The organism is Rheinheimera gaetbuli (assembly GCF_054781935.1).
The window spans coordinates 178,975-200,434 of sequence record NZ_BAAGTL010000001.1; the positions used below are offsets into that span (position 1 = coordinate 178,975).

The 21,460-nt window shown below is 48.5% G+C and carries 21 protein-coding genes; 11 read left to right on the forward strand and 10 right to left on the reverse strand.

Annotated features, from left to right (window positions below):
* Positions 1-100 precede the first annotated feature (100 nt).
* The 5 genes from ACYVIC_RS00790 to typA form a co-directional block, all read right to left on the reverse strand.
* Positions 101-907: a Rossmann-fold NAD(P)-binding domain-containing protein gene (locus ACYVIC_RS00790; RefSeq protein WP_460856383.1), complete on the reverse strand. Its 807-nt coding sequence runs from the start codon at positions 905-907 to the stop codon at positions 101-103.
* Entirely contained in the window at positions 904-1,815 is a 912-nt protein-coding gene (locus ACYVIC_RS00795) for a bifunctional GNAT family N-acetyltransferase/hotdog fold thioesterase (protein ID WP_460856384.1), read from the reverse strand. Before ACYVIC_RS00795 ends, ACYVIC_RS00790 begins: the two co-directional genes overlap by 4 nt.
* 40 nt (positions 1,816-1,855) lie before the next feature.
* Positions 1,856-2,293 (reverse strand): D-aminoacyl-tRNA deacylase, encoded by a 438-nt coding sequence (dtd, locus tag ACYVIC_RS00800; protein ID WP_460856386.1) that lies wholly within the window; start codon positions 2,291-2,293, stop codon positions 1,856-1,858.
* Positions 2,290-3,189, reverse strand: a complete 900-nt coding sequence (locus ACYVIC_RS00805; protein ID WP_460856387.1) for a virulence factor BrkB family protein — start codon at positions 3,187-3,189, stop codon at positions 2,290-2,292. Before ACYVIC_RS00805 ends, dtd begins: the two co-directional genes overlap by 4 nt.
* Before the next feature lie 151 nt (positions 3,190-3,340).
* Positions 3,341-5,170 carry a translational GTPase TypA gene (typA, locus tag ACYVIC_RS00810; RefSeq protein ID WP_460856389.1) on the reverse strand — a complete coding sequence of 610 codons (1,830 nt, stop codon included), beginning with the start codon at positions 5,168-5,170 and terminating at the stop codon, positions 3,341-3,343.
* A gap of 346 nt (positions 5,171-5,516) precedes the next feature.
* On the opposite strand from typA, the gene glnA reads away from it, so the two are divergent.
* From glnA to glnG, 4 genes are all read left to right on the forward strand, one after another.
* The gene (gene glnA, locus ACYVIC_RS00815; protein ID WP_460856390.1) at positions 5,517-6,926 is read left to right on the forward strand and encodes a glutamate--ammonia ligase; all 1,410 of its coding nucleotides are present in this window, start codon (positions 5,517-5,519) and stop codon (positions 6,924-6,926) included.
* Positions 6,927-7,050: 124 nt separating this feature from the next.
* Entirely contained in the window at positions 7,051-7,572 is a 522-nt protein-coding gene (locus ACYVIC_RS00820) for a DUF4124 domain-containing protein (RefSeq protein WP_460856392.1), read from the forward strand.
* Between the two features lie 78 nt (positions 7,573-7,650).
* Positions 7,651-8,727: a nitrogen regulation protein NR(II) gene (gene glnL, locus ACYVIC_RS00825; protein ID WP_460856394.1), complete on the forward strand. Its 1,077-nt coding sequence runs from the start codon at positions 7,651-7,653 to the stop codon at positions 8,725-8,727.
* A gap of 4 nt (positions 8,728-8,731) precedes the next feature.
* Entirely contained in the window at positions 8,732-10,141 is a 1,410-nt protein-coding gene (gene glnG / locus ACYVIC_RS00830; RefSeq protein ID WP_460856396.1) for a nitrogen regulation protein NR(I), read from the forward strand.
* An 81-nt stretch (positions 10,142-10,222) separates the two neighbouring features.
* On the opposite strand, the gene ACYVIC_RS00835 is transcribed toward glnG, so the two are convergent.
* The gene (locus tag ACYVIC_RS00835) at positions 10,223-10,678 is read right to left on the reverse strand and encodes a Spy/CpxP family protein refolding chaperone (RefSeq protein ID WP_460856398.1); all 456 of its coding nucleotides are present in this window, start codon (positions 10,676-10,678) and stop codon (positions 10,223-10,225) included.
* Between the two features lie 138 nt (positions 10,679-10,816).
* Between ACYVIC_RS00835 and ACYVIC_RS00840 the strand changes: the two genes are divergently transcribed.
* From ACYVIC_RS00840 to ACYVIC_RS00860, 5 genes are all read left to right on the forward strand, one after another.
* Entirely contained in the window at positions 10,817-11,509 is a 693-nt protein-coding gene (locus tag ACYVIC_RS00840; RefSeq protein ID WP_460856400.1) for a response regulator transcription factor, read from the forward strand.
* Positions 11,509-12,873 (forward strand): ATP-binding protein, encoded by a 1,365-nt coding sequence (locus ACYVIC_RS00845; RefSeq protein WP_460856401.1) that lies wholly within the window; start codon positions 11,509-11,511, stop codon positions 12,871-12,873. Before ACYVIC_RS00840 ends, ACYVIC_RS00845 begins: the two co-directional genes overlap by 1 nt.
* A gap of 34 nt (positions 12,874-12,907) precedes the next feature.
* Positions 12,908-13,915, forward strand: coding sequence for an alpha/beta fold hydrolase (locus tag ACYVIC_RS00850; protein ID WP_460856403.1), 1,008 nt, complete (start codon positions 12,908-12,910; stop codon positions 13,913-13,915).
* Positions 13,916-13,953: 38 nt separating this feature from the next.
* Complete coding sequence (gene trmL, locus ACYVIC_RS00855; RefSeq protein WP_460856404.1) at positions 13,954-14,424, forward strand: tRNA (uridine(34)/cytosine(34)/5-carboxymethylaminomethyluridine(34)-2'-O)-methyltransferase TrmL; 471 nt, start codon at positions 13,954-13,956, stop codon at positions 14,422-14,424.
* 74 nt (positions 14,425-14,498) lie between these two features.
* On the forward strand, positions 14,499-16,376 hold the full coding sequence (locus ACYVIC_RS00860; RefSeq protein ID WP_460856406.1) for an EAL domain-containing protein: 1,878 nt from the start codon (positions 14,499-14,501) through the stop codon (positions 16,374-16,376).
* A gap of 14 nt (positions 16,377-16,390) precedes the next feature.
* On the opposite strand, the gene gpsA is transcribed toward ACYVIC_RS00860, so the two are convergent.
* From gpsA to ACYVIC_RS00880, 4 genes are read right to left on the reverse strand one after another with little or no spacing between them, the layout of a single operon-like run.
* Positions 16,391-17,398, reverse strand: a complete 1,008-nt coding sequence (gene gpsA / locus ACYVIC_RS00865) for an NAD(P)H-dependent glycerol-3-phosphate dehydrogenase (RefSeq protein WP_460856408.1) — start codon at positions 17,396-17,398, stop codon at positions 16,391-16,393.
* Between the two features lie 3 nt (positions 17,399-17,401).
* On the reverse strand, positions 17,402-17,890 hold the full coding sequence (gene secB / locus ACYVIC_RS00870) for a protein-export chaperone SecB (protein ID WP_460856410.1): 489 nt from the start codon (positions 17,888-17,890) through the stop codon (positions 17,402-17,404).
* Positions 17,891-17,909: 19 nt separating this feature from the next.
* On the reverse strand, positions 17,910-18,167 hold the full coding sequence (gene grxC / locus ACYVIC_RS00875) for a glutaredoxin 3 (protein WP_460856412.1): 258 nt from the start codon (positions 18,165-18,167) through the stop codon (positions 17,910-17,912).
* 2 nt (positions 18,168-18,169) lie between these two features.
* A complete protein-coding gene (locus tag ACYVIC_RS00880; protein ID WP_460856414.1) occupies positions 18,170-18,604 on the reverse strand; it encodes a rhodanese-like domain-containing protein in 435 nt (144 codons plus the stop codon).
* Between the two features lie 169 nt (positions 18,605-18,773).
* Between ACYVIC_RS00880 and gpmM the strand changes: the two genes are divergently transcribed.
* Positions 18,774-20,318, forward strand: a complete 1,545-nt coding sequence (gene gpmM, locus ACYVIC_RS00885) for a 2,3-bisphosphoglycerate-independent phosphoglycerate mutase (RefSeq protein ID WP_460856415.1) — start codon at positions 18,774-18,776, stop codon at positions 20,316-20,318.
* Entirely contained in the window at positions 20,318-21,454 is a 1,137-nt protein-coding gene (locus ACYVIC_RS00890) for a murein hydrolase activator EnvC family protein (RefSeq protein ID WP_460856417.1), read from the forward strand. Before gpmM ends, ACYVIC_RS00890 begins: the two co-directional genes overlap by 1 nt.
* The last annotated feature ends 6 nt before the right edge of the window (positions 21,455-21,460 follow it).

Sequence of the window (21,460 nt, forward strand, 5' to 3'; positions counted from 1 at the left end):
GTGCCATTTATTTAGCGCTGAGTATTAAACAGCTGCGGCGGAATTTCCTGATAAGAAGCTGATAAATGCGTTATAAAAGCTTAGCATGACCAATTCTCCATCAATCACAATAACTTAATGCATCAATCGCATTTTCAAACCGATACTTGAAGGCAAAATGTTGTATAAAAAGCAGCGGCACCGAACGATGCGATATCACAAGGTCATCAGAAAAACTCACTGCAGTTTGTAATGCTTTACTGGCCGCTTGATAAAACTGCCGGCGTGCAACAGGCAACGGGCAGCTGAGATTATAGGTTGCAGAGTGCAGCTCATTGCAACTGAGCAACCGCAGTAACGCGCGGCAGGCATCATCCGCATGCAGCATGTTAATTAAGCCATCTGGACTGGGTAGTGTTTTTCCGGCAACAAAGCGCCCTGGATGTCGCCCCGGGCCCATCAGCCCAGCCAATCTTAAGGTTATACACAGGGGTAGCGCTTGTTGCAGTATTGCCTCGCCCTGAGCCAGCGTTGTCACTCTGTCAATATCGTGACGCAATGCAACCGTTTCATCAACATCAGCTGTCAGCCCTTGATAAATACCCGATGAACTAAAATGCACCACGCCGAGACTGCCAGCATTTTGCATCAATTGCGCCAGTTGCGTTAACGCTGCGCCGTAGTGCGCGCCTCCACTTCGCAGGGCGGGAGGGATAGCACAGATCACCATAGCATTATGCATAGCGCTGATGATTTCTGTGGTTGCAGTTACAGCAGGCAGATCCAATAACAGCGGATTAACTCCCTGTGGAAGTTGGGCAAGCCCTTGCATGCTGCGACGGCTGGCAAACACTTGATGGCCAGCATAGTGCAATGCTGTCGCTAACTGTAAACCCAACCAACCACAACCAACAATAACAACTTTCATGCTTTACCTTTAACCGCTAACACAGCATAACGGCCAGAAAACTCTGCCGCCAAAAAGTCGCCCGAGTATATATTTACCCGGATCTGCTGCATTGCTTTTCTGCCTTGTGCCACAGCGGAGAGATCACCAATACAGTACTGCAATGCGCAGGTTGCCGAAGGTAGCTCTGCAATCGGGCGCAGGTATTTAATACTGGCATCAGCCAATACCTGATCGCCCTGCAGTCCTAGTGCCTGAAGCTGCAGATATAGCATACCCCAGCCGGTTAGGGTGGCAAGTGCATAGATACTGCCAGCAAACATAGTTTGATGCAGATTAATATTCGGTGCCAGCGGAGCCTCGCAGCGCAGTGCATTGCCATCAAAGCTGGTAACAGCCAGTTGCATATACTGGCTCAGCGGTATAGTTTGCTGCCAGGTGTCAGCCAGCTGTTTACACCATTGTTGCTGCTGCTCTTGTGTGCCACTAAGCCGGATAGCTTTTTGCATCACCAGGTGCGCGATGCCATATAGCGCCGGGGCAGCACCAATCTGCTGATAACCATTACGTTGATAAAACGATAAAGCGGTATCACGCGCATTTAATTTGATGTAGCAGCAGCCCCATTTTACCGCTTGTAACTCCAGTTCGGCTAGTATTCTGGCACCGGCCCCTTTGCCCTGATACTCAGTAGCTACCGCCATATAACGTACTTGTGCACCGCCATGCTCTAGCCGGTGCAAACGACCAACCGCGGCAATCTCACCCTCAGTAGTTAATAACATAAGATGATAAGCCTGAGCTTCCAGTTCGTCACGCTCGGTACCTGGAGGTTGCTGCCAGGGTGCACGCAGAATTTGCCAGCGCAGCCCATAGTATTGTTGCCACTCATCAGGCGTGACTGGTGAACGTAACTGCCAATGTCGCATAGATCCTACTCCGAAAAATCAGCTCTGCAGTTCCGAAAAATCAGCTTTGCAATAAAAACGTCACCGGACCGTTGTTCACCAGGCTCACCTGCATATCCGCAGCAAACTGTCCGGTAACGGTATTTAGGCCCAGAGCGCGGCAATATGCCACAAAAGCGTTGTAATACTGAATGGCTTTGTCTGGCGCTGCCGCAGGTGTAAAGCTTGGCCTTAAGCCAGAGTGAGTATCGGCTGCCAGGGTAAACTGCGAAACCACCAGCAAACTACCACCGGCCTGCTGTACGTTTAAGTTCATCTTGCCGTCGTCATCAGCAAACACTCGATAGTGGCAAACTTTATGTGCCAGCTTCTCCACCGCCGCTTCTGTATCGCTGCCTTCCACCCCTAACAATACCAGTAAGCCTTGATCAATCTGCGCAATAATATTGCCCTCGACGGTAACAGCCGCCTGGCTGACACGTTGAATAAGTGCTTTCATCTTTTGATCGCCCCGCTTTCATCATCCGGGCTGTTTTGGTCAGGATCGTGGCTATCCGTTTTTTTCGTACCCGTTGCAACCTGCTGTAGCAACGCAGTCAGCTCCGCCCCCAGCAATACCACCAGCCAACACAAATATACCCAGACAAACATAATAGGCACCAGCGCCAGCGCGCCGTAAATCGTGTCGTATGCCGGGAAGTGCGTCACGTACGCTGCAAAACCACGTTTAGATAATTCAAACAATATCATCGCCAGCAAGGCACCGAAAAATGCATGCCGACTGCGTACTTTGATATTGGGTACCACGAGATATAACAGAAAAAAAGCCAGTAAAGACATTAGATACGGCACGGTACTGAGCAACAAGGTAGATAAACCGGGAGTATAATCTTCAGCAAAACGGCTTAGTCTGATCAGATAAGATGTTACGGCAATCGACGAGCCAAACAGAATAGGCCCTAAAGTCAGAATCATCCAGTAAATAGAAAATGAAATAACCGGTCTTGGCCTTTTGGTTACCCGCCAAATTTTATTCAGCGTTTTATCAATATTGTGGATCAGCAACAGTGCAACGCCGGCCAGCACCATAATACCCACCGCAGTCATGCCGCCGGTATTGCCGATAAACTGATTGATATAGGTCTGAATTTCCTCGCCACGCGATGGCACAACATTGGCAAACACAAAAGCTTCAATGTTGCCGCGAAAATCAGCAAACATCGGAAAGGCCTGAAGCATAGAAAACATTACCGTGATTAACGGTACCAGCGACAACAACGAAATATACGCCAGGTAGCCACCTACTACCGTGATCTGATCCTGCTGACAGCGCTGAGCATAAAGTTTAATAAAGCGTAGGCCGGTCTGAGCATAGCCCTGCCAGTCAATTTTCATGCCGCCTCCATTTATCCGGGTAATAACCTGAGGATACAAGAAAAGCCAGCGTTCAACCAGCATCACAGATAACTGTAAGTTGTTGATCACTAAATATCAGGCAACAAAAAGCCGGCATTAATGCCGGCTCAGATTAGCTCGCTAAACGGTATTAACCGCGGCTGGCGCGCTTACGATCGTTTTCTGTCAGATGACGCTTACGGATACGGATCGATTTTGGTGTTACCTCTACCAATTCATCGTCATCAATAAACTCAAGTGCCTGCTCCAATGTATAACGGATTGGCGGAACCAGGTTGATGGCTTCGTCAGTACCCGACGCACGTACGTTAGTTAACTGCTTACCTTTCAAACAGTTAACTGTTAAGTCGTTGCTGCGGCTGTGGATACCGATAACCTGACCTTCATACACTTCTTCAGCATGGCTGATAAACATACGGCCACGTTCCTGCAATGAGAAAATAGCATAGCCGGCTGCTTTGCCCATGGCGTTAGAGATCATCACACCGTTAGTACGCTGGCCGATAGTACCGCCTTTATGCTCACCATAGTGATCAAAACTGTGATACATCAAACCGGTACCTGAGGTAATGGTCATAAACTCGGTACGGAAACCAATCAAACCGCGGCTTGGCATCAGGAAATCCATGCGAATGCGGCCTTTACCATCTGGTTGCATATTGGTCATTTCAGCTTTACGCTCACCCATGCGTTCCATGATAGAGCCCTGGTTCTGCTCTTCACAGTCGATAGTAACGTTTTCCATTGGTTCCATTTTCACGCCGTCAACCACTTTCATGATAACTTCAGGGCGTGATACCGCTAATTCGAACCCTTCGCGGCGCATATTTTCAATTAATACGCCAAGGTGCAATTCACCGCGGCCAGACACTTTGAATTTATCACCGTCAGCCGTTTCTTCAACCCGCAGCGCCACGTTGTGCTTCAGCTCGTGTGTTAAACGCTCTAAAATTTGACGTGACGTAACAAACTTACCTTCTTTACCGGCGAAAGGTGAAGTGTTTACCTGAAATGTCATAGTAACTGTTGGCTCATCTACCTGCAGTGCAGGCAGTGCCTCTACTTTAGTGGTGGCACAAATAGTGTCAGAAATTTTCAGTTCGCCAAGGCCGGTAAAGGCCACGATATCGCCGGCGTTGGCTTCTGTTGTTTCAACACGCTCTAAACCCAGGTAACCAAACACCTGGCCCACTTTACCGTTACGCTTAGTGCCATCGGCATTGACAATAGTTACCTGCTGGTTTGGCTTTAACGTACCGCGCTTGATACGGCCGATACCAATAATACCAAGGTAACTTGAGTAATCCAGCTGTGATACCTGCAACTGAGTTTCACCATCCAACTCAACCGCTGGCGGCGCTACGTGCTTAACGATAGCTTCAAACAGATCGGTAATATCGGTTTTCGGCTCGTTGTAATCTAATGTGGCCCAGCCGTTTAACGCAGATGCATAGACAATAGGGAAATCCAGCTGCTCGTCGGTAGCACCTAAGTTGTCAAACAGGTCAAACACCTGGTCGATCACCCAATCCGGACGCGCGCCTGGACGGTCAATTTTATTCACAACAACGATAGGCTTTAAACCATGAGCAAAGGCTTTTTGTGTAACGAAACGCGTTTGTGGCATAGGGCCGTCAACCGCATCTACCAGCAACAGTACTGAGTCTGCCATCGATAATACCCGCTCTACTTCCCCGCCGAAATCGGCGTGACCGGGCGTATCCAGAATATTAATGTGGTAGCCGTTCCAGCGCACCGAAGTGTTTTTTGCCAGGATTGTTATACCGCGCTCAGATTCCTGCGCATTCGAGTCCATAACGCGCTCCTGTAATTTGGCGCGGGCGTCGAAGGTGCCAGACTGCTGTAGCAGTTTGTCAACCAAAGTGGTTTTACCATGGTCAACGTGCGCAATAATGGCAACATTGCGCAGCTTGTCTAAGTAGGTCGCGGTAACGCTCATGTAAATATATCCTCTGTGGCACTAGATGACCGTAATGACCACCAGGCAAAACTAACTAAAACTAAAGGGCGCATATTCTACTCTGTTTTTAACAGGAAAGAAAAACAGCAACTGCAGTTTTGGTGATTTTTTTTACTAACGGCTAATTCAGCATCTACACTTAGCCCTGCCAGAGCGCACCACAACTGAACAACACCGCACCATGTTGGTGCAAGGTGCTATTTTAAAAATCCGTTAAAATAAAATATATTAATATAAATCATTATCTTAAATGATTGGCACATATCTGGCATTTAATGGCGCAACACCGCTAAATCAGTCCAAAACAGATTAATTGGAGGAATGCATGTCTGCATCATCTGTACTGAGTTTAATAAAAGAAAATGAAGTGAAGTTTGTAGATTTACGTTTTACCGACACTAAAGGTAAAGAGCAGCATGTGACTGTTCCTGTTAACCAAATCACCGATGATTTTTTCGAAGACGGTAAAATGTTTGACGGCTCATCTATTCTGGGTTGGAAAGGTATCAATGATTCAGACATGATCCTGATGCCAGATGCATCTACAGCGGTATTAGACCCGTTTTTTGAAGAAACTACGTTAAACATTACCTGTGACGTTATCGAACCCAGCACTATGCAAGGCTACGATCGCGACCCGCGTTCTATTGCTAAACGCGCTGAAGAATACCTGAAATCTACCGGCATTGCTGACACAGTACTGTTTGGCCCTGAACCAGAATTCTTTATGTTTGACGACATCCGCTTTGAAACCACGATGTCAGGTTCGTTCTTTAAAATTAACTCCACTGAAGCCGCATGGAACTCAGGCACCAGCTATGAAGATGGTAATAAAGGCCACCGTCCTGGTGTTAAAGGCGGTTACTTCCCTTTACCACCGGTAGATTCAGGCCACGATATTCGCAGTGCCATGTGTATGGTATTAGAAGAAATGGGGCAGACTGTTGAAGCGCATCACCATGAAGTAGCAACAGCAGGCCAGAACGAAATAGCTACCAAGTTCAACAGCTTAACTAAGAAAGCTGACGAAGTTCAGCAGCTGAAGTACGTAATTCATAACGTCGCACACCTGTATGGCAAAACGGTTACTTTTATGCCAAAACCGCTGGTTGGCGATAACGGCTCTGGCATGCACTGTCACCAGTCTCTGGCCAAAGACGGCGTAAACCTGTTTGCCGGAGACAAGTATGCAGGCTTGTCTGAACTGGCGCTGTATTACATCGGCGGTATTATCAAGCACGCGAAAGCTGTTAATGCGTTTACAAACCCATCAACTAACTCGTACAAGCGTCTGGTACCACACTACGAAGCACCGGTAATGCTGGCTTACTCTGCCCGTAACCGCTCTGCCTCTATCCGTATCCCATTGGTACCAAGCGCGAAGGCACGTCGTATTGAATGTCGCTTCCCGGATCCTGCGGCTAACCCGTACCTGGCGTTTGTAGCACAGTTGATGGCCGGCTTAGATGGTATCCAGAATAAGATCCACCCTGGCGATGCCATGGACAAAGACTTATACGACTTACCAGCTGAAGAAGCGGCGAATATTCCGCAAGTATCAGCGTCTCTGGAAGAGTCACTGAACGAGCTGGATAAGCACCGCGCTATCTTTACTAAAGGCGGCGTGATGTCCGATGCGATGATTGATGCCTATATCGACATTAAACGCGCTGAAGCCCGCAAAGTTGCAGTGGCTGTTCATCCGTTGGAGTTTGAGCTGTACTACAGCGTATAACGGTTTTAATGGTGTTAAAAAGCTCACTAAAGTGGGCTTTTTTTTTGTAGAATTATCAACTAAAGCACGTTAGAGTAAACCGATGGAACTACAATAACAAAAATGATCGGAAGCAGTACACGACATGAGAAACATATTATTCTTTATTATTATATTATTGTTTGCCACCCCCCACTTACAAGCACAGCAGACGAAAAAAGTGTTTGTCACCCGTGATGCTAACGGTGTACTGGTGTTTTCTGACAGCCCGCAACCCGGCGCAGAAGAAGTCAACCTAAGCCAACGGGCTAATATCATGTCAGCCACAGATTCCACCCTACCCGTCACCCGTAAAGCGGAAAAAGAAGCTTTTAGCGTCGAAATAGTGCAACCGGAAGAACAGGGTACTGTGCGCGATAATACAGGTTCTGTTTATGTATCAGGCAAAGTTAATCCGATGTTTGAACGCGGTTTGCGTTTACGCCTGTTATTAGACGGTAAACCACAGAGCGAGCCACAAAGCACAGCAGTATTTATTCTGCGCGATGTTGAGCGTGGTGAACACAAATTACAACTGGAACTGTTTGACCAAAACGGCAAGCTTATTGCAACAAGTCCTGTAACAACCTTCTATCTACATAGAGCTTCGGTAATTTCACCAAATTAGTGCAGGCGCTGTGCATTTCAGACAAATCTGAATTACACTGCCATCAGACTGCACCAATTAGGTGCAAAGGATGGGACAGTGACACAACGAGAAAGCAGCACAGCGCAGTTGACTGCGCAAATAACAGCTCAGTTGACCACAGCAATTATACTGTTGGACAGTAATTTACATATTCGTTACTTCAATACGGCCTGCTGTGCCGTATTAGGACTGGGTGAAAAACGTTTACACGAGCAGTACTTTCCTGATTTATTCCAACACGTTGATATTAGCGCAGAGCATTTTGCCAGCGCTTTGGCCGCCAAGCAGGGTTTCAGCGTCAGCGATGTGCAAGCTGTGTTAGCAGATGGCCGGCATTTATTGCTTGATATCAGTGTCACCATAAGCGAAAGTCCTGCCGGTCATTTATTGCTTGAACTGCGCCAGGTAGATCAGCAACGCAAAATTAGTCTGGAAAGCCTGCAGCAACATCAACATTTGGCAGCGCGGGAGTTAATCCGTGGCCTTGCTCACGAAATTAAAAACCCGCTGGGTGGATTACGCGGTGCAGCACAGTTACTTGAAGAATCACTATCTGAAGAGCTGAAGGAATACACCCAACTTATTATTGCCCAGGCTGATCGGCTACGTAATCTGGTTGACAGGTTATTAGGCCCTTACAGAGCAGCCCAGCGGGTGAACAGTAATCTGCACCAGATGATTGAACAAGTGCGTCAGTTAGCATTAATGGACAATCCTTCAGGTGTCAACTTCAGCCGCGACTACGACCCAAGCATTCCTGATTTCACTTTTGACCCGGAATTATTAGAACAGGCATTACTCAACATAGTACGCAATGCCCAACAAGCACTAGAGCATACGATACAACCGGCAATTTGCCTGCAAAGCCGGATCTTGTATCAACATACTCTGCATGGCAAACGCTACAAACTGGTGGCGATGATTAAAGTTACCGACAATGGCCCTGGTATACCAGCCGGGATACGCGACACTCTATTTTATCCCATGGTTAGCGGCAAAGCCGGTGGCACCGGCCTCGGGCTCTCTATTGCACAAACCCTGATCCATCAACATGGCGGCTGGATTGATTGTGACAGCTGGCCCGGCCAAACCGAATTTACCCTTTACCTGCCTATAGCTGACACTGAGGATTGAATATATGAGTCATACTGTTTGGATTATTGATGACGATAATTCTATCCGCTGGGTACTGGAAAAAGCCCTGGCCCGAGCGGACATATTATGCGAGAGCTACGCCTCTGCTGATTTAATGCTACAGCGGCTGGAATATGACCAACCCGCAGTTGTGGTATCCGATATTCGCATGCCGGGCACAGACGGCATGGCGCTGTTAAGCCGCTTGCAAGAACTGGCACCGGAACTGCCGGTGATTATTATGACGGCGCACTCCGATTTAGACAGTGCCGTTAACGCCTTTAAACGCGGCGCTTTTGAGTACCTGCCTAAACCCTTTGATATTAATGATGCGGTAGCGCTGATAAGCCGCGCGTTAGAGCATGCTAAATCACGCCGGCAAGCCAGCAAAGCACAGCCACAAGCGCTGTCACCTGAGATCATTGGTGAAGCACCGGCAATGCAGGAAGTGTTCCGCGCTATTGGCCGGTTAGCCCGTTCCAGCATCAGCGTATTGATCAATGGCCAGTCTGGTACCGGCAAAGAGTTGGTCGCAGGCGCACTTCATAAACACAGCCCGCGCGCTGGCCAACCCTTTATTGCGTTAAATATGGCAGCAATTCCAAAAGACTTAATCGAGTCTGAATTATTTGGTCATGAAAAAGGCGCCTTTACCGGAGCCAATAATCTGCGTAAAGGCCGTTTTGAACAAGCCGATGGCGGCACGCTGTTTCTTGACGAGATCGGGGATATGCCGCTAGACGTTCAAACAAGGCTACTGCGGGTGTTAGCAGATGGTCAGTTTTATCGCGTTGGCGGCCACCAGGCCATAGGTGTTGATGTACGCATTATTGCCGCAACCCACCAGAACTTAGAACAGCTGGTGCGCGAAGGTAAATTTCGCGAAGATTTGTTTCACCGCTTAAACGTCATTCGTGTTCATTTGCCGATGTTAAAAGAGCGCAAGCAGGATATTGCCAAGCTGGCGCAACATTTTTTACTACAAGCAGCGCAAGAACTAAACGTCGAAGCCAAAACCCTAACCAAAGATGCCGAGCAGTTGCTTACGCAATTGGATTGGCCTGGCAATGTGCGTCAGCTGGAAAATACCTGCCGCTGGCTAACAGTCATGGCCAGCGGTAAACAAATAGTGCCCGCTGATCTGCCACCGGAACTGATGACACCGACAAGAACACCTGCGCTGTCTGGCAATGGCATTGCCAATAGCTGGCAGGAGCTGTTGGCCAGTTGGATAAGCCAGCAACTCAATGCCGGCGCAGAAAACATTCTGGCACAGGCCGGGCCAGAGTTTGAACGCACTGTGTTACAGCAGGCGCTACAGTACACACATGGCCACAAGCAAGAAGCCGCTAAGCGGCTGGGCTGGGGTCGCAATACGCTGACGCGCAAACTAAAAGAGCTGAATATAGAATAAACAACAAGGCCGGGTGTTAAAACGCCCCGGCCCTATAGTTTGCTGAAACAGACACCTGCTGCGTTATCCCTGATGAATGTTTCAGGAATCGCTGCGCAGCTTTTTTTGTTGCCATTTCTGCCGTTTTTCATTGAGTTGTTGGCGTTGTTCATCTGTAAGCAGCTGCAATACCTGGTGCTGTAATTTCATCGCAGCCAAACGTTTTTCTACTGCTTGTTGCTGCTGCTTTTCTATCAGCAAACCTGCCGTGACCTCATCAAAGGTATCGGCGGCCATTAAATCACGCATTTGCTGACGCTCAGCTTTATCAAGCCGGGCCATTTTTTGCTCACTACGGTGTTGCTGCATCAACTGTTTGATCTGCTGTCGCTGGCTATCAGTCAATGCCAGCCCGGCCAGAATGCGCTTTATCGGAGCATGCTGCATATGCTGGCCGTGTTCATAACCCGCCACTTTTTGTTCCCGGGCTACTGCAGCACCAGACAAGCTGCTGGCAGTAATTAAACCTAAGGTAAAAATCAGTTTTGCTACTTTCATCGGATACACTCCTTTATTAAGACAGGCTAAGCATAAAACAGCCAATGCAAAGCAGCGCAAAGAGCAGGTAAAGATTCTGTAAAGCAGTATTGCCTGGGCGCAGACATTGGGTAGACTTGGCACAAAGAGGAAGAAACTATGCCCGCAATTCTGATGATTGATGACGATACTGGTTTGTGCGAACTGGTAGAGCAATATCTGGCGCTGGATGGCTATGAGTTCAGTGCAGCGCATGACGGCCGGCATGGTTTGGAAATGGCAACTCTAGGCGGATATCAGCTTATTTTGCTCGACATTATGCTACCTGGCATGGATGGCTTAACTGTTCTGAAACATTTGCGCGCCAACGCACAATATTGTCCGGTGCTAATGCTCACAGCCCGTGGTGATGATGTTGACCGCATTGTCGGGCTGGAACTGGGCGCCGACGATTATCTGGCGAAGCCATTTAATCCGCGTGAGCTGGTGGCCCGCATTAAGGCCATTTTACGCCGGGTAGAATTGACAAAATCGCCGGCGGGCGGGCAAACGGTATTTAATTTAAATAACCTGCAATTAAACACCGCTAACCGCCAACTGAGTTGCAATGGTCAGCTGGTCTCACTTACCGCAACAGAGTTTCAGTTACTGGAGCAGTTAATGCGTCGTGCAGGAGAGGTTGTCAGCAAAGATGAACTAAGCCAGGATGTATTGGGCAAACGTCTGCAAATGTATGACCGCAGCCTAGATATGCATATTAGCAACATTCGTAAAAAGCTGGCACAGTTTAGCCCTGATGAAAAAATCCAAACGCTGCGTGGTAGCGGCTACTTATTTATAGCAGGCGACTAATGCATTGGCTGGTACACTTTAATCCATTTCGCTATCTTGCTGGGCGCATATTTATCTGGTTTTGGCTGGTGTTGCTCAGTGCCGTTTTTGTTACTCTGGCGATGTCACGTGCGCTTACAGAACGCAGTGAGATACGTCGCATGCCTTCATCTATGGTGGCTCAGGTACAACAACAATTACAAGGCTTGCGCCGCAGTGCCAATGTAAGTGAGCTGATAACACGCCTGCAGCAAGCCAAGCCAGACCGCTGGTTGGTAGTTGATGCTCAAACTAATACCGTTCTTACCCCCGGCTTGCTGCCGACAGATTTTGATCAGCATTGGCTAACCGAATTATCTCGACTGGACAAACCGCGTTGGTTACGTCATGACAATATCTCACTGGCCGGCCCCTTTTTACTTAATCTTGACGGACAAATCCTGGCCCTATATCAAAAACGTGAGCGACAACCCCGGCCCTGGTGGCATCTGACACAATTACCCCAACATGTGCTGCTGTTATTTACCTTAGTCATTTCGGCTGTAGCCAGTTTTGTACTGGCGGTATCTATCTCCAGACCGCTGCGGGAACTGTTGCAGCGCAACTTGCAATTTGCAGATGGTCAACTCAATAGCAGAGTAACCGGTTTAATAAAACGTCAGGACGAGCTGGGCTTATTGGGGCATAGTTTCAATACTATGGCAGAACGTATCAGCGGATTACTGACCAATCAGCAACGTCTGATACGTGATATTTCGCATGAACTGCGCTCGCCACTGGCAAGGGCACAGTTGGCGCTGGGTTTGACAGAGCGTACCCAGACACTGCAGCAGGTGCCAAGGATCAGCCAGGAACTTGAGCGGCTAGATAGCATGCTGGACGAACTGCTAACATACAGCAAACTGGATGCAGGCCAGTATCAGCTCAATAAAACCTCGTTTGACTTAATAGAGCTGCTCAGTGAACTGACAGAGGTAAACCAGGTTGAAGCTGATGCCAGGCAACAACAGGTAAAAATCGTCGCAGCTGACACGCTGTCAATTATGGCAGACCAGCGTTTGCTGGCCAGAGCGATAGAGAATGTAATGCGCAATGCCATAAAATATAGCCCAACAGGCGGTGAAATTTTATGTCAGTTGCAACAACAACCAGGCTGGGTATTGCTACAGATTTGTGATCAGGGGCCCGGCATTGCCAGCTCGCAATTGCAGGCTATTTTTGAGCCTTTTTACCGCGTATCAGACAGCCGAGACAATCAAACTGGCGGCACTGGTCTGGGGTTGGCTATAGTGGCGCAAATTATACGGCAGCATGGCGGCAGTGTAATTGCCAGCAACCGCGAGAGTGGCGGGCTTTGTATCAGTCTACAGTTACCGCTAAACTAGCGGACGTATTCGCAATTCAAGGTGCAGTATTTTTATGACAGCCGCATTTCTGCCTGTGCAGCCATTAGGTATGGCCAACACTATTGCTGCCGACTGGCGCGGCAGGTACCTGCCGCTTTGGCAGACTATGAAAAGCGGTGAACTGACAACCACAGACAACCTGCAATTACGTTACTACAGCCATCGCTCAGCTCGCTCGGATCTGGCTATTGTAATAAGCCCCGGGCGGATGGAGCTTGCACTAAAATACGCCGAGTTAAGCTTTGAGCTCATACAAGCCGGTTACAGCGTTTATATCCTTGACCATCGCGGTCAGGGTTTATCTCAACGCGAACTGGTAAACCCGCACAAAGGCTATGTCAGCCATTTTGGCCACTATCAGCAGGATTTTGCCCAATTTATTGACCATATCGTTGTGCCGGCAGGACATCAACGCACCATCGCACTAGGCCATTCTATGGGCTGCGCTATACTGGCTGGCTACCTGCAGCAATACAAACATCCGTTCGATGCAGCAATTCTGGCCTCTCCAATGCTGGGCATTTACACTGGTCTGGTACCCTACCGGCTAGCCCAATCACTTGCCATAGCATATGGCGCACTAAACCGTGCCCTTGGTCAACAGCCCTGGTATTTCCCTGGGCAAGGTAATTATACGGAGAAAGCCTTCAGTCACAACCCGCTAACCAGTTGCCGTGAGCGCTATAATTGGCTATTACAGCTGTACCGAGACTACCCGCAGGCACAACTGGGAGGGGTGACAAGCAGCTGGATTAACGCTGCCATCCGCGCTATGGCGCTTTTGCAAGCTAATGCTGCCAACTGGCACACACCGCTATTACTGCTGCAAGCAAGTGCCGATAAAGTCGTTAGTAATCATGCGCAAAATATGTGGTACTGCCAATTACCGGAGCATGTTGTAACACAAAAAGTCATTTTAGATCGGGCCAGACACGAAATTTTCATGGAAACAGACAGCATACGCCAACAGGCATTTAATGCTATTAATCAGTTTCTGCAACAGCTGCCAACGGAGTGCTGAATTTGCTACACTAGCACTCTGCCATTTCGGAGTTTGCCATGTTACATGTTGTGCTGTTTGAGCCTGAGATCCCACCTAACACCGGTAATATTATTCGCCTCTGTGCTAACACCGGTTTTAAATTACATTTAATTGAACCTCTGGGTTTTGCCTGGGATGACAAGCGCATCCGGCGCGCCGGACTGGATTATCACGAGTTTGCTGAAGTGCAACGCCATGCCAGCTTTGGCGAGTTTGTTACGAGTGTGGCTCCAAAGCGCCTGTTTGCCTGCACAACCAAAGGCAACACTCAACATAGTGAAGTTAGCTACCAGGCTGAAGATGCATTGATTTTTGGCCCTGAAAGCCGCGGCCTGCCAGCCGACGTGTTACAACAACTGCCATTTGAACACTGGTTACGTATTCCGATGACAGCAAACAGCAGATCAATGAATTTATCCAACGCCGTTGCGGTATTCGTCTACGAATCGTGGCGTCAGTTGGGTTATCAGGGTGCGCGGATCTCGTAAATGCAATTTGCATTACCTGATACAGTACAGCTATAGTTACTGCTGTTAAGCTCGATAACAAGGATGTCGAAACTATGCCACCTCTGCGCTGGTTATGTTGTATTGCGTTTTTGCCAGTATCACAAACGCTGGCAAACCAGACAATACCAGAAACCACCTTTTTGCCCGGGGAGCCATTCGCCACTATGTTCTTCGGCGTGGTTACTGCATTATTGTTATTTGGTTTTACCTCATTGGCGATATTCAATCGGAAATTGCAGCGGCAAAACCGCAATCTGTTAAATAAAAACCAACTTCACAATGCTTTTTTACAACAATCTAATGATTTTATTGCGATACTTGCAACTGATCTTACGGCAACCTTCATCAACCCGGCGTTAGCAGCACGATTAAATATACCTCAGGGCACACAGCTGTCTAACTTGCCGCTGTATACAAAAAGTGATAGCGCAATGTTACTGCTGACAGAGCTTGACCTCAGCAATGGCTGGCAAGGTGAGGCCTGGCTGCAAACCCCGGATGGTAGACTGGCCTTGTCAGTAGCAGTCACAGCACCTTTACAACCTGACTTCCGGCATTTATTGTTGGGCAGAGATATCGCCGGGTTAGTACAGCAGCAACAGCAAAACAGTAACGACTTTTTGTATGATGCCGCAACCGGTTTGTATAGCCCAATGTTAATGACAGAATATTTACACACCTTAATTCATATCAGTAACACGTCACACCTGCCTTTTGCGGTTATGTTGGTCAGACTCAATAAATTGCTGCAACCCACTGCGGTTGCCCCGGCGTTCGACTTGCAAAAAATCACGGTGCAGCTAGCCAACAGGATGTCAGAGTTAGTGATTAAAGGCTGTGTAGTTGCCCGTTACAGCAATGACACACTGGCAATATTAGTGCCGCAGCATCTGTGTCAAGGCAATACTGAACTGCAGCTAAACCGGCTGGGCCACCGGATTTTAACGCTGGCAGAGCAAACAGCCGCTGCGTCCGGCGGCTCACTGCAAACCACGATAGGCATCAGCGTTTTTTCCGCAGACTCTGATTCAGCAACCGAATTAATTCTCGCGGCATCAGCTGCGTTAGTTGAAGCAGCAAAAGCCGGCCACAGCCGGATGGTATTTGCTGATGAACCCTTTTGGCATCGCGGCAGCGAATATCAGGCATTAGAAGCTGAGCTGCAAAAAGCTATGACTCTGGATGAGTTTGAACTGTATTATCAACCCCGAATCAGCATTGGCAGCAACCGTGTAGTCGGCTATGAAGCCTTGCTACGCTGGCATAACCCACGACGGGGTATCTTACTTCCGCAACATTTTCTTGCGATCACAGACGAAAGTGGCTTAACCATACAGCTCGAACGGTTAGTATTTAACAAATGCTGCAGCCAATTAAATCTGTGGCATAAAACAGGTGTTAGCCGCGGCCGTATGGCACTAAACATATCCTCTTTAAGCCTGCAACAAACCGACTTCGTTGCTTATCTTGTCAAAGAGATGACCACTTTTGGCCTAAGCGCTGAGATGTTTGAGCTTGAGCTAAATGAAGATACGCTGCTAAAAACGGATGAACAAGTACAGTCGTCCTTGCAGCAGTTGGCTAAACTGGGGTTTTATCTGACACTTGATAACTTTGGCGAGGGTATTTCGTCGCTATCAGTTTTGCGTCAACAACCGCTACACGGCGTAAAAATTGCCGCAAGTTACATCAAAGACATGGAATACAACGAGCAACAACGCAACATCACCGCCAGCTTGATCAGGCTGGCGTCGTATTTACAACTGGATGTTGTCGCTGGCGGGATTGAAAGTGAAATGCAAGCTTACCTGCTACACGTCATGGGTTGTGACATTTTGCAAGGGCACTTGTTTAGCAAAGCTATACCTGCATCAGAAATACCGGCAGTACTGGCAAAAGAAAACCACCTGGTTCGCAAAGCGCTCAACTAAGCTCGCTGACCTGGTTAGCTGACTTCGTCACGCTTTTCGCGACCTAGCAAATCTAGCGCCGCCAATTTGACATCTTTATGCTGGTACAGTACCTGATATATTTGCTCAGTAATTGGCATTTCTACACCAACACGTTGTGCCAGATTATATACTTCACGAGCATTGCGATACCCTTCTACTACCTGGCCAATTTGCGCCATAGCATCATCTACCGCTATGCCCTGCCCCAGTAACAAACCAAAACGGCGGTTACGTGACTGGTTATCCGTGCAGGTTAGTACCAGATCGCCAAGCCCGGCCATACCCATAAAAGTATCTTTTTTTGCCCCCAGCGCACAACCGAGCCGGCACATTTCTGTTAAGCCCCGGGTAATAAGCGCGGTGCGCGCATTGGCGCCAAATCCGATACCGTCAGCCATACCGGCCCCGATAGCAATGACGTTTTTTACCGCACCACCTAACTGCACGCCAATAAAATCCGGGTTAGTGTAAACCCGAAAACTTTTGGCACAGTGCAGTAAGTCAGACAACTCCTGAATAAAAGCAGGGTCGGCAGAGCTTAATGAAATGGCGGTTGGCATACCCAGCGCCATTTCTTTGGCAAAAGTAGGGCCTGAAAACACCGCTAAAGACACCTTATCGCCTAAAATATCGTGCGCCACATCCTGTAGCAAACGTCCTGTTTCATGCTCAAGCCCTTTCGTGGCCCAGGCAACACGGGCATCTGGCCGTAAAAAAGGTTTAATTTGTTGCAGTGTGTCAGCAAAGGCGTGGCTGGGTACCACCAGTAGAATATCCCTGCTGCTAGCTACAGCACTTGCCAGATCAGCGGTAAGCTGTAGCGTATCGGGCAAAGGGATATCCGGCAGGTATTTTTGATTCAGCCGCAGCTGAGCCATTTCTGACATATCCTGCGCATTGCGCCCCCACAACGTAATGCTATTGCCATTACGTGCCAGACAAATAGCCAGAGCAGTGCCATAAGACCCTGCCCCCAGCACCGCTATTGCTGCAGATTGCATGCCTTAAGCGTCTGTTTTTACAGCTTGTGCTTCAGCCTGGCGGCGTTGCACATATTGCGCAAATAGAGCATCAAAGTTTACCGGTGCCAGGTTAAGCTGTGGGAAAGTGCCACGGTTAACCAGGTTAGACACGGCTTCACGCGCATATGGGAATAACACGTTGGGGCAAAATGATGCCAACATATGCGCCATCTGAGCATCTTCCATCTGACCAATAGAGAAGATACCAGCTTGCTGTACTTCACACAAAAATGCGACTTCGTTTTCAACAGTAGTGGTAACTGTCAACGACAGCACCACCTGAAAGGTGTTGTCTTCTAGTTTTTCGCTGCGGGTGTCTAAATCCAGCTTTACTTCCGGTTTCCACTCTTTACGAAAAATTGCCGGCGCGTTTGGCGCTTCAAAAGAAATATCTTTTACAAAAATACGCTGAATTGCGAATTGGATACCTTGCTGCTCAGTTGCAACGCCGTTTGCTTGTTGTTCGGCCATGATAATACCTGTATTAAAATTATGAATTTAGTAACGGATCGAGTTGCCCGCTGGCATCTAACGCCAGCATGTCATCGCATCCACCTATGTGGCGCTCACTAATAAAAATTTGTGGCACTGTGGTTCTGCCACCGGCACGCTCAATCATCTCGGGGCGCAGCTCTGGCTGCTCATCAATGCGAATTTCCTGATAACTCACGCCTTTGTTATCCAGCACGGATTTGGCGCGAACACAATAAGGACAATATGCTTTGGTGTAAATAGTCACTTGCGACATCATTACCTCTTAGATTTGACTACCGGCAAACTCGCGCCTGTCCAACTGCTCATGCCGCCTTGCAACACTGATACAGTGGTAAAGCCTTGCTTTAGCAAACTGGCAGCCGCTTTTTGTGCGCTCATACCAGCTTGACATACCAGAATAATGGGCTCGGCTTTATGCTTTTCAAGCCCTGACAGCTGTTGTTTTTCAATTTCTGCCAGACTGATATTACGTGCCGCTGTAATGTGCCCCTTGGTGAAGTCGGCCTCAGCACGTATATCTACTACCTGTGCATTGTGTCGATTAACCTGCAATGACAGCTCTGTCGGTGTAATTTGCTTTACCGCAGAAAAGGTTGATTTTATCCAGCTGACAATCAGCATGATAAACAACACCACCCAAACGGCGCTTAAAATAGGATGATTACTGAAAAAGTCAATGTACTGCTGCATGGCGTCTCTGCTTATTATCGGACTAAAAACCAGCGCAGAGTATACTCAGTTTAATGGCTAAAAGCAGCATTCTAATGACAGACACCTGATGTTCGGGGCTGGAGAATTGCACAAATTGCGGTAAGATAGTGGCCATTTTCGCCTTCTTTTATTCAGATACGGAGTTCTCATGAGCAGCGGCAAAAAACCTTTGGTGTTATTAATTCTTGATGGCTGGGGTTATCGTGAGGACACTAATAACAACGCCATTGCACAGGCCAATACCCCGGTAATGGACAGACTATGGCGCGACTATCCGCATAGCTTAATTTCCGGCTCTGGTCTGGATGTTGGTTTGCCTGATGGCCAAATGGGCAACTCAGAAGTAGGACACGTAAATCTTGGCTCTGGCCGGGTCGTGTATCAAGACTTTACCCGTATTACCAAGGCAATCAGCGATGGTGACTTTTTTACTAACCCAGCGCTACAAAGCGCAGTGCGCCAGGCAAAAAAACAGGACAAAGCAGTACACATTATGGGGCTATTGTCACCAGGCGGCGTCCATAGCCATGAAGAACATATACTGGCGATGATAGAATTGGCAGAGCGCGAAGGTGCCAGCCCAATTTATCTGCATGCCTTTTTGGATGGTCGCGACACACCACCGCGCAGTGCAGAAGCGTCGCTGAAAAAAATACAGGATCATTTTGATCGTACTGGCAGTGGCCAAATTGCGTCGGTTATTGGCCGCTATTACGCCATGGATCGCGATAAACGCTGGGACAGGGTGCAGCAAGCTTATGATCTGTTAACCCAGGGTAAAGCGGAGTTTCATGCCGACAATGCTCTGCAGGCTTTAGACATGGCCTATCAGCGTGGTGAAAACGACGAATTTGTTAAAGCAAGCGCCATCGTGCCTGCTGGCGCCAAGCCGGTGCAGATGCAAGAGGGTGATGCCTTGATATTTATGAACTTTCGTGCCGACCGGGCCCGCCAGTTCAGCCGCGCTTTTACTGACGATAATTTTAGCGGCTTTGCCCGTGAGCACCGACCGGCACTGGGCAGCTTTGTCATGCTGACCGAGTATGCTGCCGATATCAAAGCCCCTTGCGCTTATCCGCCAGAACCGCTGCACAATGTGTTAGGCGAATGGTTGGCTAAACAAAGCAAAACCCAGCTACGCATTTCAGAAACTGAAAAATATGCCCATGTCACGTTTTTCTTCAGCGGTGGACGAGAAGACTTATTCGACGGTGAGCAGCGCATACTGGTCGACTCGCCCAAGGTCGCGACCTATGATCTGCAGCCAGAGATGAGTTCGGCCGAGCTTACCGATAAGCTGGTTAGCGCCATTCGAAGTGGTGACTTTGATGTTATTATTTGCAACTATCCCAACGGCGACATGGTCGGCCATACCGGTGTTATGTCTGCGGCAATCAAAGCCGTTGAAGCCGTCGATAGTTGTATTGGCCGGGTTGTCGCTGCACTGCGTGACGTCGGTGGCGAGTGCTTGATCACAGCTGATCATGGAAATGCCGAAATGATGTTAGATATCGATTCTGGTCAGGCCCATACCGCGCATACCAGTGGGCCAGTTCCGCTAATTTACGTAGGCCGCGATGCTACCGTAACAGAAGGGGGAATTTTAAGTGATATAGCCCCTACCATGCTGCACCTGATGGGCTTAGAAATCCCCTCAGAGATGACTGGCAAAATTTTGCTGCAGCCAAATTAATGCTCAATATCAGGTGTTCGCTGGTGTGCAGTGCGCTGGTGCTAGTGTCGGCTCTTGGTCCGGCACAGGCTCAGCAGCAACAAGAACAGGAACTTGCCGCGCTGCAACAACAAATACAGTTAACTGAACGTCAGTTAAAACAGCAGCAACAACAGCTTGAACAGGCTGAACAACAACTGCAAGACTCGGACCGTGCACTGGCACAAGCCTCAGCCGCGGTGCGTGCAACTGAGCAACAACGTCAGCAACTAACACAGCAAGAGCAGCAACTAACCAGCCAAAAAACACAACTGGAACATAATCTCGCACAGCAACAACAGTTATTGGCTGCACAGTTAAAAAGTGCCTACAGCCTGGGGCGCCATGATTACAGCCGTATGCTGTTAAACCAGCAAGACGCCAGCAAACTTGAACGGGTATTAAGTTATTACCAGTATTTTAACCGCGCACGGCTGACCCAACTACAGCAACTGAACCAGACTATTAGCGAGCTGCAGCACGTGCTGGCAGACCTGGCGGATAAACAGCAGCAGTTAGCTGACACGCTACGTACCTTGCAACAACAACAACAACAATTACTCAGTGCGAAAGCCAGCCAGCAGCAAGCACTAGTTGCGTTACAAGACACTTTAAAGCAACAGGGCCGGCAACTGGATTATCTGCGACAAAACGAGTCCAGCTTACAGGCAACACTGGATGAGCTGCGCAGACGCGCACAACAAACTCTTGAGCTTGCAGGCCTGAGCGGCCAAAAAGGTAGTTTAAACTGGCCACTTAAAGGCACTTTGCTGCAAAAATTCGGCGAAAGCAGGCAAGGCGGTATGTCGTCCCGTGGCATTTTAATCCAAAGCAATGAGGGCGCCACAGTTCAAGCTATTGCAGATGGCCAGGTCATATACGCGGATTGGTTAAAAGGTTATGGTTGGGTGATAGTATTGGATCATGGTAATGGTTATATGAGTTTATACGGCCACAACCAGAATTTGCTAAAACAGCCTGGCGCCCGTATCAGCGCAGGCGAAGGTATTGCACTGGCGGGTATGAGTGGCGGCCAGGCAAGTGCTGGCCTGTATTTCGAAATTCGTAACAAAGGCGAAGCCGTTAACCCCTTGCATTGGCTAAATAAATCCAGATAAAAAACA